This is a genomic window from Veillonella absiana, assembly GCF_032970865.1.
Lineage (GTDB): Bacteria > Bacillota > Negativicutes > Veillonellales > Veillonellaceae > Veillonella > Veillonella absiana.
In genome coordinates this window covers 14,003-28,348 of sequence record NZ_JAWJZB010000008.1, presented here as the reverse complement: position 1 = coordinate 28,348, position 14,346 = coordinate 14,003, and the positions used below count along the sequence as shown (strand labels likewise).

Annotated in this window: 15 protein-coding genes; 1 reads left to right on the top strand and 14 read right to left on the bottom strand. The window is 44.2% G+C overall.

What is annotated here, in order from left to right:
• Positions 1-7: 7 nt before the first annotated feature.
• The 14 genes from RVY80_RS07350 to RVY80_RS07285 all read right to left on the bottom strand — a co-directional run bounded on the left by RVY80_RS07350 (position 8) and on the right by RVY80_RS07285 (position 13,135).
• Positions 8-133 (bottom strand): hypothetical protein, encoded by a 126-nt coding sequence (locus tag RVY80_RS07350; protein ID WP_295190491.1) that lies wholly within the window; start codon positions 131-133, stop codon positions 8-10.
• A 174-nt stretch (positions 134-307) separates the two neighbouring features.
• The gene (folK, locus tag RVY80_RS07345; RefSeq protein WP_295190488.1) at positions 308-781 is read right to left on the bottom strand and encodes a 2-amino-4-hydroxy-6-hydroxymethyldihydropteridine diphosphokinase; all 474 of its coding nucleotides are present in this window, start codon (positions 779-781) and stop codon (positions 308-310) included.
• Positions 781-1,143 carry a dihydroneopterin aldolase gene (folB, locus tag RVY80_RS07340; RefSeq protein WP_295190485.1) on the bottom strand — a complete coding sequence of 121 codons (363 nt, stop codon included), beginning with the start codon at positions 1,141-1,143 and terminating at the stop codon, positions 781-783. Before folB ends, folK begins: the two co-directional genes overlap by 1 nt.
• On the bottom strand, positions 1,143-1,985 hold the full coding sequence (folP, locus tag RVY80_RS07335) for a dihydropteroate synthase (RefSeq protein ID WP_317330102.1): 843 nt from the start codon (positions 1,983-1,985) through the stop codon (positions 1,143-1,145). The genes folB and folP overlap by 1 nt, the downstream gene beginning before the upstream one ends.
• Positions 1,963-2,562 (bottom strand): GTP cyclohydrolase I, encoded by a 600-nt coding sequence (folE, locus tag RVY80_RS07330; RefSeq protein WP_317330101.1) that lies wholly within the window; start codon positions 2,560-2,562, stop codon positions 1,963-1,965. The genes folP and folE overlap by 23 nt, the downstream gene beginning before the upstream one ends.
• Positions 2,563-2,589: 27 nt before the next feature.
• A complete protein-coding gene (locus RVY80_RS07325; protein WP_317330100.1) occupies positions 2,590-4,146 on the bottom strand; it encodes an ABC-F family ATP-binding cassette domain-containing protein in 1,557 nt (518 codons plus the stop codon).
• 241 nt (positions 4,147-4,387) lie between these two features.
• The gene (locus tag RVY80_RS07320) at positions 4,388-5,686 is read right to left on the bottom strand and encodes an amidohydrolase (protein ID WP_411040760.1); all 1,299 of its coding nucleotides are present in this window, start codon (positions 5,684-5,686) and stop codon (positions 4,388-4,390) included.
• Between the two features lie 124 nt (positions 5,687-5,810).
• On the bottom strand, positions 5,811-6,749 hold the full coding sequence (locus RVY80_RS07315) for a S66 peptidase family protein (RefSeq protein WP_317330098.1): 939 nt from the start codon (positions 6,747-6,749) through the stop codon (positions 5,811-5,813).
• Between the two features lie 17 nt (positions 6,750-6,766).
• The gene (locus RVY80_RS07310) at positions 6,767-8,329 is read right to left on the bottom strand and encodes a peptide ABC transporter substrate-binding protein (RefSeq protein WP_411040759.1); all 1,563 of its coding nucleotides are present in this window, start codon (positions 8,327-8,329) and stop codon (positions 6,767-6,769) included.
• Positions 8,330-8,457: 128 nt separating this feature from the next.
• On the bottom strand, positions 8,458-9,276 hold the full coding sequence (locus tag RVY80_RS07305; RefSeq protein WP_317330097.1) for a serine hydrolase: 819 nt from the start codon (positions 9,274-9,276) through the stop codon (positions 8,458-8,460).
• 10 nt (positions 9,277-9,286) lie between these two features.
• Complete coding sequence (locus RVY80_RS07300; protein ID WP_317330096.1) at positions 9,287-10,234, bottom strand: ABC transporter ATP-binding protein; 948 nt, start codon at positions 10,232-10,234, stop codon at positions 9,287-9,289.
• Positions 10,231-11,220: an ABC transporter ATP-binding protein gene (locus RVY80_RS07295; RefSeq protein ID WP_411040757.1), complete on the bottom strand. Its 990-nt coding sequence runs from the start codon at positions 11,218-11,220 to the stop codon at positions 10,231-10,233. The genes RVY80_RS07300 and RVY80_RS07295 overlap by 4 nt, the downstream gene beginning before the upstream one ends.
• Before the next feature lie 83 nt (positions 11,221-11,303).
• Positions 11,304-12,206 (bottom strand): ABC transporter permease, encoded by a 903-nt coding sequence (locus RVY80_RS07290; RefSeq protein ID WP_295190459.1) that lies wholly within the window; start codon positions 12,204-12,206, stop codon positions 11,304-11,306.
• Positions 12,206-13,135 (bottom strand): ABC transporter permease, encoded by a 930-nt coding sequence (locus tag RVY80_RS07285; RefSeq protein WP_317330094.1) that lies wholly within the window; start codon positions 13,133-13,135, stop codon positions 12,206-12,208. Before RVY80_RS07285 ends, RVY80_RS07290 begins: the two co-directional genes overlap by 1 nt.
• A 256-nt stretch (positions 13,136-13,391) precedes the next feature.
• Here RVY80_RS07285 and RVY80_RS07280 point away from each other — a divergent pair, with 256 nt between their 5' ends.
• A complete protein-coding gene (locus RVY80_RS07280) occupies positions 13,392-14,243 on the top strand; it encodes a pyridoxamine kinase (RefSeq protein WP_295190454.1) in 852 nt (283 codons plus the stop codon).
• The last annotated feature ends 103 nt before the right edge of the window (positions 14,244-14,346 follow it).

Below are 14,346 nucleotides of genomic sequence, written 5' to 3'. Positions count from 1 at the left end.
CCATCTACTACTTTTTAGCAGCTTGGTAGGATTCATAGTCTTTCACAAAATCAGTAGCGCGATAAATTTTACCGTATTTTAATGCATAGGTGGAATCTTTATCGTAATTGGATACAGTCACTTCCTCTGGCATTTCCTCATCGAGGCCCCAACGCCATGGTTGATAAGACCATTGAAGCCAGTTCTAATAACTGCCATTCAATGGTCTTTTTTCGTATATTGGCCCATATGGTCCCACTTCTCTTTAAGTTGTAAAAATGTTACATACTGGAGCATAAGATTTTTCCTATTTTACTCATAGCGAATCTTATGCCTCCTGTAGCTCCTGAGCACGTTGCCTTATCGATTGCCCTTGATAAGAAAATTCCGGCCATAATTCCGCCAATGGCTCAAGCACAAAATTTCGTTCCCAGAAATATGGATGTGGCACGATTAATTCAGGCGTATTAACTTGAAGTAATGCTCCACTTTCATCAAAAACCAATATGATATCCAAATCCAGCGTCCTAGGTCCCCAGTGCACCTTCCGATCCCGATTGGCCGCCTGTTCTAAGCCTTGCAACAGATGGAGCATATCTATTGGTTCGATGGTACTTTCACAACGGAACACACCATTGAGGAACACACCTTGATCAGTATTGCCCCACGGTTCTGTTTCCAGCAGTGTTGATGATATAACGGACATGACGCCGTCCACAGTTTGCAATGTATCAAGAGCTGTTTGAATGTACCCCTCACGTTTACCGAGATTAGAGCCTACGCTAATGTAATAGGTGTACATTAGAATTGGCCTCGTGTGGTAATAACCTCAACGTAGTCTAACATGCCTGCGATAGGCACGGACGGTTTTCGGACAGTAACGGATAACCCTACGATACCCTTATAGTTATTCCACAATTCATCGGCAATTAAAGCGCCAAGTTTTTCTAACAAGTGACGAGGTTCCCCTGTCATCACGGCATTAACGGTATTATAGATTTCCACATAATTAATGGAATCCTCTAAATTATCGGTTTGGCCGGCCTTGGTTAAATCCGTTTTCACCTCAACGTCCACATAAAAACGTTGACCTTGGGATTGTTCGGATTCTAAATTACCATGATAGCCATAAAAGCCCATATTTTTAAGTACGATACGGTCCATTATTCACCTCGTAATAATCCATCAGCCACAGCTAGAGCACGTTTATGCATTTTCACATTATGTACGCGCACCATATCAACACCTTGGAACACGCCAGTGATACAAGTAGCTACCGTTCCTTCGTCGCGTTCTTCTGGTGGTACATTACCAAGCATAGCACCAATAAAACGTTTACGGCTAGGCGCTAATAATACAGGGAATTCATGAGCTGTAATTTCACCCAATCGTTGCATAACCTCAATATTTTGAGCCTCTGTTTTGCCAAAACCAATGCCTGGATCGAGCCAAATATTTTGTGGCATAATGCCCGCTTTTAAAGCTTTGTCTACAGCGGTAAAGAAGAAGGCTTTCATGTCTTCAATGATATCGCCATAATCAGTGTCATTGCTATTATGCATGATAATCACAGGCACACGATGTTTCGCAGCGACGTCTGCCATATCGCGGTCATAATGAAGTCCCCATATATCATTTAATATATGGACTCCTTTACTAAAGGCGTAGTCTGCCGTTTTAGCGTGGTATGTATCGATGGATACTGGTACAGTAGATGCCCCGAGAACTGGTTCAAGTAATGATTCCAATCGTTCGATTTCCTCCTCTGCCGTGAGTGGTGTAAATCCTGGTCGATATGTAGAAGTGGATTCTACCCCTAAATCGATGAGGTCCGCACCATCTACAATCATATCTTTCACATGTTGCACGGCAGCGTCCACGGAGTTGTATAAACCACCATCAGAAAATGAATCTGGTGTGCCATTTAAAATTCCCATGATTAATGTGCCGTCATGTAATTGTAGCTCTTTACCATCGTTCCATTTATAATGTCTGCGTTTGAACATCCGTCTGTATTCCTCCCATAAGGGCAATCGCTTCATCCCGAAGCGGGCCGCCTTCTTGTAATATGCCTCGACTCTCTATGGTAACCACTTGTGTACCTTGTTGCATTTCACCTTTTATCAACATGCACAATTGCGTTGCTTTCATGCGAATGAAAACGCCATCCGCCATCAAATCTTGTTCGATAGCATCCGCGATTTGACTCGTTAATCGCTCTTGTAATTGAGGTCGACGCGCCAAGACATTGACCACATCGCCAAATTTACTGAGCCCCACCACGCGACCTTCCTTTGGTTGGTAGACGATATCTACGGTGCCAAAAAACGGCAATAAATGGTGCTCGCACATAGAGTAAAAAGGAATATTCGTAACGGCCACTAGACCTGTGTAATCTGTCGAGAATACCTCGCCCCAAATGTCTTTCGTATGTTGTTGTACACCCTGAAATAATTCTTCGTACATGGACGCCACGCGTTCCGGCGTTTTAGCCAGTTCCGGCGTCGTTGTATCGATTTGGAGGGCTTGTAAAAATGCAGCTATTGCTTCTTTGGCATCCCGATTCATGGTATCTAATGGCAATCTGTACGATTGCCATACGCTCCCTTCTTATACGATTTTCGTTGTCCAATCCTCGATGTTCCATACATCGGTTACCCAGTTTTCATAGAATTCTGGTTCATGGCTAACGACTATAATAGTCCCTTTAAATTCCTTAAGGGCTCTTGCTAATTCTTCTTTTGCATAAATGTCCAAGTGATTCGTCGGTTCGTCGAGCACGAGAACATTATATTTATTTTGCATCAATTTGCAGAGGCGTACCTTTGCATTTTCGCCCCCTGAAAGCACACGCATTTGTGACGTAATGTGATCATTGTTGAGACCACAACGCGCTAGTGCAGCACGCACTTCAGCATTCGTCATCGATGGGTAGGCTTCCCAAATATAATCTAGGGCCGTTACATTATTTTGAGGACTATCCTCTTGTTCAAAATAACCAACCTGCAGGAAATCGCCTTTTACGAGTTCACCGCTGACAGGTTTAATCAAACCAAGGATTGTTTTTAACAATGTGGTTTTCCCTAAACCATTAACACCACGAATGGCGATTTTTTTATTGCGTTCAATCTGAAAGTCCACTGGACGCGTTAAGGCTTCATCATAGCCTAGCTCCAAACCAAAGGCCTCTACAATAAAGCGACTTGGTGTGCGCCCCTCTTTAAAGCCAAAGGAAGGTTTGATATATTCCTTTGGTTTTTCCAAGACTTCCATTTTCTCCAAACGTTTAGCCCGAGAATTTGCCATACCACGTGTAGCTACACGCGCTTTATTACGTTGGATGAAATCCTCCATACGTTCAATTTCTTGTTGCTGACGTTCGTAAGCTTTCACAGCCTGCGCCTTTTGAACCTCGTAAGCCGCTTGGAATTGTTTATAATCTCCGGTGTAACGAGTAAGGACCGCTTGCTCGATATGGTAAATGACATTGACTACGGAATTAAGGAATTCCATGTCATGGGAAATCAAGATAAATGCATTTTCATAGTTTTGCAAATAATTTTGCAACCAATGAATATGTTCCACGTCCAAATAGTTTGTCGGTTCGTCCAATAATAGAATGGTCGGTTTTTGTAGCAATAGTTTTGTTAACAATACCTTTGTACGTTGACCACCACTGAGCTCTGTCACATCGCGGTCAAGACCGATATCCATAAGGCCTAAACCTGCTGCAGCGCGTTCGATGACCGCATCAATTTCATAGAAACCACGTTGCTCGAGGATTTCTTGCCATTCCCCTACTTGTTCGAGGAGTTTGTTCATTCTATCTTCGTCACAATCGCCCATTTCATCGTAGGCATCCGTGATGTTTTGTTCCATTTCAAATAGATCATCAAAGGCTTGACGCAATGCATCACGAATGGTCATACCTTTTTCAAGCACAGAATGCTGATCCAAATAGCCCACCGTTACTTGGTAGGACCATTCAATTTTACCTTCATCAGGTGGCAATTTGCCGGTAATAATATTTAGGAATGTAGACTTGCCTTCGCCGTTGGCGCCAATCAAACCTACGTGCTCACCTTTGAGCAATCTAAAGGAGGCATCATCTAAAATTTGTCGAGCTCCAAATCCATGTGTCACATGGGATACTGTTAATACACTCATTATTTGTCTCCACTGGAATAAAAGCCGTCTTGTGAAAGACGGCTCTTGAACGTTCTTATTTACCTATCTATTTTACATTGTTACACAGTGTATGTCAAAAATGTAGTATGTCAAAAATGTATGTCAAAAATCAGCCCTAGAAAATCAGCCCTAGATTTTACAAAGTCTTCACCTAATGACAAGGCCATTTATAGCATACACGCGGGAACAGCAACACACAAACAGATTTACATCGTTTACATTATTTTGTATTAGTATTTACACAATAATGTGCAAAGCGTAATGCTGTAATGGCCATGATTTTAGCGCCCTTGATGGCCTGTTCAAATCCAAAGTCGGAACCCGCTGCACAGGCGAACTCTGGTGTGTGCGCCTCAAGACCGGAACCAATGCTCAATGTTGGTTGCGCCGTTGGAATTTCATAGGACACATTGCCCACATCCGTACTACCATCGGCTTCATCATCAGGTAACACACGTGGACGCTTGCCAAACTCCATCATAGTTTGTCCAAAGATTTGTAATAGTCTTGGATCTTGGCGCATATCTTTGAATAGAGGTTCATAGTGATGCATATCCACTGTTGCTTCATATTCATCCGCAATGCGTTGTGCCTCTTTCTTGATGGCTGGCAAAATAATGTTCTCTAAATCCTCTACGGTACCACCGCGCACAGTCATGCGCAATGTCGCTGTATCTGGCACCACATTAGGTGCCTCCCCAGCCTTTGTAAAGATTGTTCCTACGATAGCATGTGGTGGGAATGTTTTCTTTAATTCTTTCACAGCCTGATATAAATCCACGGCACAGTCCAATGCATTGATGCCGGAGTCCGTTAGAGACGCAATATGCGCAGAGCGGCCATGATACGTTACCTCAAGTGGATGCGTCGCCAAGGACGTGCCACCGATTTCATTATCTCCACCAGGATGAATGATGAGGGCTGCTTCATAGCCTTTAAAAAGACCTTCTTCCGCCATGTACACCTTGCCACCAATGGTTTCCTCTGCAGGACAACCAAAGAATGTAGTCTGCCAATTAGAACCTGCCACACAAGCGAATGCTACGGCTGCCCCCATGCTCATAAGGGCAATCAAATTGTGACCACAGCCATGACCGAGTCCTGGAAGAGCATCATACTCGCCTAAGAAAGCCATTTTATAGATTTCAGAGGCATCATCCATCTGTCCATCTACTGTACCTGTTGCAGTAATATCCGCTACGTCTGTTACAGTAATACCCTCTGCGGTAGAAACCTCACTTTGTGCACCAGCTGTATCCGCTAATGCAGTGTCATCTTTCACCAAATGAATCCCCACCGCATCAGCACGCATGGCCGTTTTTAATTCTGGACAATCGGTTAATCCAATTTCCGTTTGGAATTGTTTGCTTTCAAAAAATTCATTAATTTTCGCAACCGCCTTGTACTCCTCTTGGCCCAACTCAGGATTTTCATGAAGGTATTTGGCAATGCCAATTAATTCCTGACGCATGGAGTCAATGATTTTACAAGCCTGTTGCTCTCGTTCAAATAATGTCATCATATCTCACAGTTCTATGTAAAAATGGTCTTTTCCCCCTATTACAATTCATCACATCACGATGACTGTAACAAACGCGCGGACATTTGCCCCATCGCATTATGTCATCATTTGCAATATGTCATCATTTGGAATATGGCGAAATCACCAATGTATTCGAAATATATCTAAAATGCACGTGCGCCCCTAATGGCAGCGTCTGATGTGGCGTGCCATGACCGGTCGGCACATAACACACGAAGGGCTTTGGCAAATGGTCAGGTCGATCCTGCTCCATGTACCGAAGAGCCTCATAACCAATATCATAATCGGCCTCGTCATCATCTCCTTCACAATCTGTGAAAGTCCCCAAGGCCAGTCCTTTGATATGAGACAGCATCCCACTCAACCGCAATTGTTGTAGCATGCGATCTAGTTTATATGGCGCTTCCCCCACATCCTCAAGAAATAAAATAGTGCCCTCGTAGCTATCGGGTTCAAATCCATAAGGTGTGCCCATCAGCATGGAGAGCAGTGTCATATTACCGCCTCGCAAAATACCATCGCCGAGCTCAACGCCAATGGCGCCTCTCGGTGGTTCTGGTAATGGTTCTACAACCTGCAATTTCCCTTCGAGACACTCAAAGAGATGTTTAATATCCTCGTCGCGACCCTCTTTCCAATCTACGCCCATAGGACCATGATAGGTAACGAGACGACTGTAACGACCAATGGCCATGTGTAATGCCGTGCAATCACTGTATCCCACAAATGGCTTTCGAGCCTTGCGGATGCCCTCATAATCGAGTTGTTCCACATAGCGCATCGTGCCATAACCACCACGAAGAGCTATGACCGCATCACAAGTATCATTTGTCATGAACTCATTAAATTCAGCGGCTTGCTCGTCTGGTTCACCACCATAGAGGCCCTTAGACGTACAGGATGATGCAAATACGGCCTTATATCCACAGTCATGAGCCACATGTTCTATGTGCTTTATATCTTCTGAACTACTGCTAGCCGGCGCTAGAAATCCTAGTGTCATGCCTTTTTGTAGCTTCTTGGGTAATACCCATTCCATAATTAATCCTCATGTATTTATTCCACGCGGTAGGCTTTCTTGAAATCAATCAAACCTAGCGCCGTCCAATAGAAGTCCTTAATCTTGCCATTCGATACATACGGTTGTGTTGTATAGTAAATTGGCATCACAAGGCCTTCGTCAAACATCATTTGTTCCGCATCGTGCATATATTGATTTCGTAATGATCCATCCTGTGTGGAACGAACTTTATTAATCAAGTCATTGTACGCATCATTGTGGAACTGTGCATCATTATCTGATGCGGAGAATACCTCTAGGAAATTTTGTGGGTCCCCAAAGTCCGCAATCCAGGACGCACGGGCCACCTGATATCTCCCTTCCTCACGGCTCGCCAAGAATACTTTGGATTCTTGGTTTTGCAATGATACATTGACACCAAAGGCCTTGGCCCACGTCGCCTGTACGGCTTCGGCAATGGCCTTATGCATTTCATTGGTATTATACAAAATCGATACTTGTGGCAAAGGATGATGTTCATCATAACCGGCTTCCTTCAGGAGTGCCTTCGCTGCCTCTAGATTTTCAGTCACCAATGGACCACCTTCAGCGCGGAAATCCTTCCCTGTAGCAGGATTCAACATCCCTGGTGGTACAAAGGCAAAGGCTGGAATTTTTCCGCCATGCACCACATTATCTACGATGGCCTTGCGATCAATAACCATAGCAAAGGCCTTGCGCACGCGAGCATCCGTAAATGGCTCCGCCGTCACGTTAAACACATAATAATAGGTACCAAGCATAGGACCAATTTGTAATAGACCTTCCTTTTCCAATCGATGTTGGTCCGGCACAGGTGGTTCCACCATCATGTCCGCTTCGCCCCCTTCAACGAGGGTGAGGCGCGTGCTTTGGGATTCACTAATAGGCCAGTTCATCACATCTGTCACGACAGAGTTAGCATCCCAATAATTTTCATTCTTTGCGAAATTAATGTACCCATTATGGCGCCATTCCGTTACTTTATAGGGTCCGTTGCCGACAATGGTTTCCCCTTTGGAGGCCCAGTATTGATGTGTTTTCGCTACCTGTTCGTTCACAGGATAGAACGCGTGGAAGGCCAATAATTTCAAGAAATACGGTGTTGGTTGTTCTAGGGTAACCACTAATGTGCTATCATCAACGGCCTTCACTCCTACGTCATCAGCTTTAGCCTCGCCTGAATTATAGGCCTCCCCATTCTTGATTGGATATAACATGTACGACGTGCCTGCATCCTCATTAGGGTCCAAGGCGCGCTTCCAAGCATATTCAAAATCCTGCGCTGTTAACACATCCCCATTGGACCATTTCATATGTGGTCGCATGTGGAATGTATACACCGTTCCATCTGGTGAAAGTTCCCACGACATAGCCGCTGCTGGTTGTGGTTCACCTTGCTCATCCAATCGAGTTAAACCTTCAAAGAGTTGCAATTGCACCGTGGACTCTGGTAATGTTTGCGACTTGGCAGGATCTAATGTAGACGGTTCTTGTTCCAATACATAGCGAATGACCTTGCTATCTTTAGAACTTTGCTGCTGCCCACAACCGGCTACTAATAGCAAAGTACTAGCCATCATTACTACCAATAGATTTCGCCATACATGACCACGTATAACGGACCCTGATGCGGTTGTTCCTGAGCATTTCTGTGTCCGTGCCAACTGGTCTCCTACCATTATATTTCGTAATTTACGTAATACACTCATGGCAATGCTTCCTCAATAAATTCCTTAATGGTTTTACCCATGGCAGCACCTAGCTCTGTTGCCGTATCATTTGGCACATCACTAATTAGGACGATAATACAGAAATCGCCACGCAAAGTCTGCAAAATACCACCATCGTGAATCACTTGATCCCAGGAACCTGTTTTATGATAAAACTTCACATGGTCTCCCCAATGGAATGGAATCACATCGCGATATTGTTGACGACCAAGAATATTCCACATTTCACTACCATAAAGGCTTTCATCGCGAAGATTATATATGTGTTGATACAATAACGCCAAATCGAGAGCAGAAATGGTATTTTCCCGTCTCTCTTGTTGTGCCTCAATATCCATCATCATGCGATTGATAGTCACATTGGATACGCCTAGTTTTTCTGCATGAGCATTAATATTTTCCATACCAAGGGCTTGAATCAAAATATTCGTAGCCCAATTGTCACTGAGTACCATCATGAGACGACAATACTCGAGATAGGTGAAACTATGTTTAGAACTAATTTCTTGCAATGCGCCTGCCCCTTCTACACGAGGCGTTTTGCTCAAGGAAATAGAATCAGCCAAATCGAGTTGACCTTCACGAGAGAGGTGGAATAAATACTCCATAATGAGGACTTTCACCATGCTCGCCCCTGTATGAATATGGGATTCATGACGGGCTGCAACGATGCGCATATTCTCGTCATCCTCCAATGTTGTTAGTAAATAGGAAACCTTGCCTTGAGGCGCACGCTCATCAATGAGCGCCTGCAGCGCGTGTTCCAAGGATTTCCCAGCTAAAATGCGTTCCATATGAATTCTCCTATTCACAATGAAAACAAGCCACTTGTCGGCCATCTACGGTATTGAGCGTTGGCCGTTCAGTGAGGCAACGAGGCTCAACCTCAGGGCATCGCCCGCTAAATAAACAACCCTTAGGTGGGCTAATTGGATTTGGCGGTTCTCCTTCTAAAATTTGGCCAAATGGCATATGTGGTACAACCGGGCCATTCACCGCCAAGAGCGCCTTGGTATAGGGATGTAGGGGTCGTGCGTAAATCGTCTCAGCCGAACCCTCCTCCATCACAGCCCCGAGGTACATAACGGCCATGCGATGACTAATATATCGCACCATGTTCAAATCATGTGAAATGAACACGTATGACATGTGTTGATTCTGTTGTAATCGTTCCAAGAGCGTCATAATCTGCACTTGGATAGACACGTCCAGCGCTGAAATAGGCTCATCACAAATGATGCAACTAGGGTTCATAATGAGAGACCTAGCAATACCGATACGTTGACGCTGACCGCCACTGAATTCATGAGCGTAACGCTCGCCCTGTGTTGGTCCCATTCCCACTTGTGAAAGCACCTCATTTACGCGGTCACGACGTTCCGCTTGGGATAGATTGGTATGTACCAATAAAGGTTCCTCTAACATCGTCCGCACCATCATGCGTGGGTTTAAGGATGCATAGGGATTCTGGAACACCATTTGCATAGTCTGTTGAATAATTTGTTTATTCCTGACAGGATTAATGACCTGTCCATTCATGGTAATAGTTCCCGAGGTAGGTTGGTGCAATCCCATCAATGTCATACCAAAGGTAGATTTACCACAGCCAGATTCGCCAACGATACCCAAGGTTTCGCCTTGATTCTGATAGAGGCTAACACCTTGCAGCGCATAGACCTGTTGTTTTTGACCCCAACTAGAACCAGCCGAGAAGGTTTTCACTAATTGATTGGTTTCCCATAAATAACTCATAGTGATGCCTCCTTTCTCGCAAGCCAGCACCGGTATACATGTTGCACTTGACCAGACATTAACGGTTCTTCTTTGGCACAAATATTCATAGCATCTGGACACCGTGGGTGAAAGGCACAACCAGTTGGCAATACATACACATCTGGTGGTTGCCCTTCGATAGCCACGAGCTCGCCTCGTGCTTTTCCTTGTGGTAAAGACCGTAGTAAACCTTGTGTATAGGGATGAGACGGTTTAAGGAAAATATCCTCTACAGAACCTGATTCTACACATTGACCGGCATACATAACCATAACGCGGTCACAAAGTTGTGCTACCACACGAAGATTATGGGAAATAAAGATAACACCGATTCCTTCTTCCTTCGCCAATTGTTGCAATAGTTTTAAAATTTGCACCTCTGTGGTCACATCAAGGGCCGTCGTCGGTTCATCGGCCAAGATTAATTTTGGTTTACCCGCTAACGCCATGGCGATGACTACGCGTTGACGCATGCCGCCACTTAATTCGTGAGGATATTGTTTTAATCGTTTTTCTGGGGAAGAAATCCCCATTTTAGTTAATAAATCGATGGCTATAGCTCGTTTGTCGTAACTTTCACCATAGGCTGGCGTACGAGTGATGACCTCGTATAATTGAGTGCCGATAGATAAAATTGGATTCAATGCAGTCATAGGATCCTGAAACACCATGGCCACCGTACTGCTGCGAAGAGTATTCCAGTCGGATTCCGTATAATTGCGACAATCATGACCATCCACCATAAGCGTATCCGCCGTCACAACCGTATTTCGTAGGGGCAACAAACCCATAAGAGCATTGGCCGTTACAGATTTACCACAGCCGGACTCGCCAACGATGCCGAGTATTTCCCCGGCTCGAACGGTGAGAGAATTATGGCGCACCGCCTGTAATGGACCGCGGAATGTATCGATGGTGACACAGAGATTATCTACGTTAACAAGTACATCAGTATGTTCATTCATATGTTCCATACCACTCATATTCGGTTGCATCATGTTTGACGCAACTGATTCCGCATCACGATTAGCGTGCATATCTACATTCATCATGATTTGTCACCTCCCTTTGGATCGAGGGCGTTACGAAGTCCGTCCCCAAAGAAGGCGAATCCTAGCATGGTAATACTAATCGCTAAGGCTGGAAAAATCAATTGGAATGGATAGCTGCGCATACTATTGATGCCCTCTGCCGCCAAGACGCCCCAACTAGCCATCGGCGCACTCACGCCAAGGCCGATAAAGCTCAAGAAGGCCTCTGTAAAGATAGCCTCTGGAATGGCTAGTGTCATAGTGATAATGATAGGTCCCGCGCAATTAGGCAAAATGTGACGCCATAAAATACGCCATGAAGGAATACCCATGGATTGAGCGGCAATAACGTATTCTTCCTTCTTGATTTTGATGATTTGGCTACGCACAATACGAGCCATTGTGAGCCAGTAGGCAATGCCCAAGGCAATAAAGATAGACGTCAAGCCTGGTTCTAGGACCACCATCAATAAAATGACATATAGTAATAGTGGAATCCCGTAAAGAATGTCCACGATGCCCATCATAACGCGGTCTACCTTGCCACCGAAGAAGCCCGACACACCACCATAAATCACGCCAATCACTAAATTGATTAGGGCTGCCACAAAACCGATGGTTAAGGAAATACGTGCCCCATACATAACACGTGTATAGAGATCACGCCCCAATGTGTCGGTTCCAAACCAATGGGCACTGCTAGGGCCTTGGTTGGCCGCCATCAAATCTTGCTCCGCATAAGTATAGCTAGAGAACATAGGCCCTACGATAGCCAGGATAATCATAACAACGATAATCCCTAAGCCTACTAAGGCTAATTTATTTTGTTGCAATCGATACCATGCACTCGGTCTCGCCACATAGACGGACTCCGCCGAGGCATCAGTTCGTTGTAATGGTAAAAAATCTGTATTTTCCATTAATCCTTATCCTCCTGCATCGTCACCCGTGGATCAATCATTGGGTAAATCATATCTACTACCAAATTAAGTCCCACTACGAGAGCACTATAAAATACGGTAATCCCTAAAATCACCGTGTAATCACGATTGTAAATGGATGTAACAAAGTATTGGCCCAATCCTGGTATGGCAAAAATCGTTTCCACAATAAAACTACCGGTCAGCAATGCCGCCGCCAATGGTCCAATATAGGTAATAACCGGTAAAATCGCATTTCCTAGGGCATGCTTTAATAAAATTTCAGATTGGCTTAGGCCTTTTGCTCGAGCCGTTTTAATGTATTCTTGTTCAAACACATCCAGCAAACCACTACGTGTCAATCGCGCAATGAATGCCATCGGTTGCGCCGCTAGTGTCAATACCGGTAATACCATATAGGACGGTCCCTTCCACAAAGCTACAGGGAACCAGTGGAAAGTAAATCCCAACCAATATACGAGCAATGCACCAATGATAAATGTAGGCACCGAAATTCCTAAGGTGTACCCAATGGTCACGAGATAATCAATCCAAGAATTAGGTCTCATGGCGCTGATGGCACCCGCTGTAATACCACCGATAATGGCCACTAGCAAGGCACCAAAACCAAGTTGTGCCGACACGGGGAAGGATTCATCGATAATTTCATTGACGGAACGCCCCTCATATTTAAAGGACGGCCCCAAATCAAATTGCACGATGCGCCCCATATAATCCGTGTATTGTTTCCACAACGGATCGTTGAGATGATATTTTTCCTCAATGCTGGCTTTCACCTGAGGCGGCAATTTTTTCTCCGCCGTGAAAGGACCGCCTGGAATGGCGTGCATCAACAAAAATGTGATGGTAATAATAATCCATATGATAATTAATGAGCTACCTAAGCGCTGTAATATGTAACGACCCATAGTCATCCTCTTTTCTATTAGTATGTATATAGATACACCTTATTTTATCATGCTTTACCTAATAATACAGTTATTTAGCGCATGTATACATAAAAACATATACATTTTATACATTCGTTGTAAAAAAGGGTTTTCTCTAACTTCTCAAGTTTATAAATGTAAAACTTTGAATATTTCACTTATAATGTGACCTTCTGTATTTACACACCATGCCCTATGAATTACAATAAAACTAATGTTTATTAGGAGGTAATCCATGAATACTGTGCCACGCATATTAACTATACAAGATATGAGCTCCATCGGTCGTTGCTCACTGACCGTGATGCTCCCGATTTTAAGTGCTCTCAAAACACAAGCAGTGCCATTAGCCACTGCAGTGCTCAGCAACCATTTAGAATATCCTTACCACGAACTCGTCGACTTGTCCGACCACCTCAAAGATTTTATGGATTGTTGGGAAAAAAATCACGTTGACTTCCAAGCTATCGTGAGCGGATTTTTAGCAACACCAGAACAAATACATCTCGTTGAGGAGGCTATTGCACGATTTGGCAAGGAAAACCAAATGGTCATCGTCGATCCAGCTATGGCGGATGATGGCCACCTCTATTCCATCTATACACCAACCATGGTAGATGCTATGCGTCAACTCATTTCCCATGCCCACATTTTAAAACCCAACTATACTGAGGCCTGCTTTCTCCTAGATATCTCCTTCTCCACTGATCCAATCAGCGACGATGAACTAAAACGCCGTTGTCGTTTACTACACGATATGGGACCAGACATGGTCATTATGACAAGCGTACCATCAGAAACGCATGCTGTTGTGGCCGTGTACGACGGCATTCATGATGATTTACAAAAATTATCTATTCCCCTTGTACCTGTGAAAGCCACCGGCACAGGAGATATTTTTACATCCGTCCTCGCTGGCTGTGTCATGCGCGGCTACACACCATATGAAGCAGCTCGTATTGCCATGACATTTACAACGCATTCCATTCAAGCTACCGTAGACAATATCAAAAGCATGCAACACGGCATCGCCTTTGAATTAATGTTACCAGAATTAATTAGTTTACCAAATCCAGAGCGTACCTAATTAATGGAGTAGCCCTAACTTATACTATTCAACATATTGTACAAGACATATAGCGCTACAATGATGAAAGACCCCATACAGATTATGTATGGGGTCTTTCATC

What these genes read in the sequence shown, in the direction of transcription:
- RVY80_RS07295 (WP_411040757.1), bottom strand. Translation starts at nt 11,220, where the DNA reads ATGAATGAACATACTGATGTACTTGTTAACGTAGATAATCTCTGTGTC.
- RVY80_RS07315 (WP_317330098.1), bottom strand. Translation starts at nt 6,749, where the DNA reads ATGGAATGGGTATTACCCAAGAAGCTACAAAAAGGCATGACACTAGGA.
- folK (WP_295190488.1), bottom strand. Translation starts at nt 781, where the DNA reads ATGTACACCTATTACATTAGCGTAGGCTCTAATCTCGGTAAACGTGAG.
- folP (WP_317330102.1), bottom strand. Translation starts at nt 1,985, where the DNA reads ATGTTCAAACGCAGACATTATAAATGGAACGATGGTAAAGAGCTACAA.
- RVY80_RS07285 (WP_317330094.1), bottom strand. Translation starts at nt 13,135, where the DNA reads ATGGGTCGTTACATATTACAGCGCTTAGGTAGCTCATTAATTATCATA.
- RVY80_RS07350 (WP_295190491.1), bottom strand. Translation starts at nt 133, where the DNA reads ATGCCAGAGGAAGTGACTGTATCCAATTACGATAAAGATTCCACCTAT.
- RVY80_RS07305 (WP_317330097.1), bottom strand. Translation starts at nt 9,276, where the DNA reads ATGGAACGCATTTTAGCTGGGAAATCCTTGGAACACGCGCTGCAGGCG.
- RVY80_RS07290 (WP_295190459.1), bottom strand. Translation starts at nt 12,206, where the DNA reads ATGGAAAATACAGATTTTTTACCATTACAACGAACTGATGCCTCGGCG.
- RVY80_RS07300 (WP_317330096.1), bottom strand. Translation starts at nt 10,234, where the DNA reads ATGAGTTATTTATGGGAAACCAATCAATTAGTGAAAACCTTCTCGGCT.
- folB (WP_295190485.1), bottom strand. Translation starts at nt 1,143, where the DNA reads ATGGACCGTATCGTACTTAAAAATATGGGCTTTTATGGCTATCATGGT.
- RVY80_RS07325 (WP_317330100.1), bottom strand. Translation starts at nt 4,146, where the DNA reads ATGAGTGTATTAACAGTATCCCATGTGACACATGGATTTGGAGCTCGA.
- RVY80_RS07320 (WP_411040760.1), bottom strand. Translation starts at nt 5,686, where the DNA reads ATGACATTATTTGAACGAGAGCAACAGGCTTGTAAAATCATTGACTCC.
- RVY80_RS07310 (WP_411040759.1), bottom strand. Translation starts at nt 8,329, where the DNA reads ATGGCTAGTACTTTGCTATTAGTAGCCGGTTGTGGGCAGCAGCAAAGT.
- RVY80_RS07280 (WP_295190454.1), top strand. Translation starts at nt 13,392, where the DNA reads ATGAATACTGTGCCACGCATATTAACTATACAAGATATGAGCTCCATC.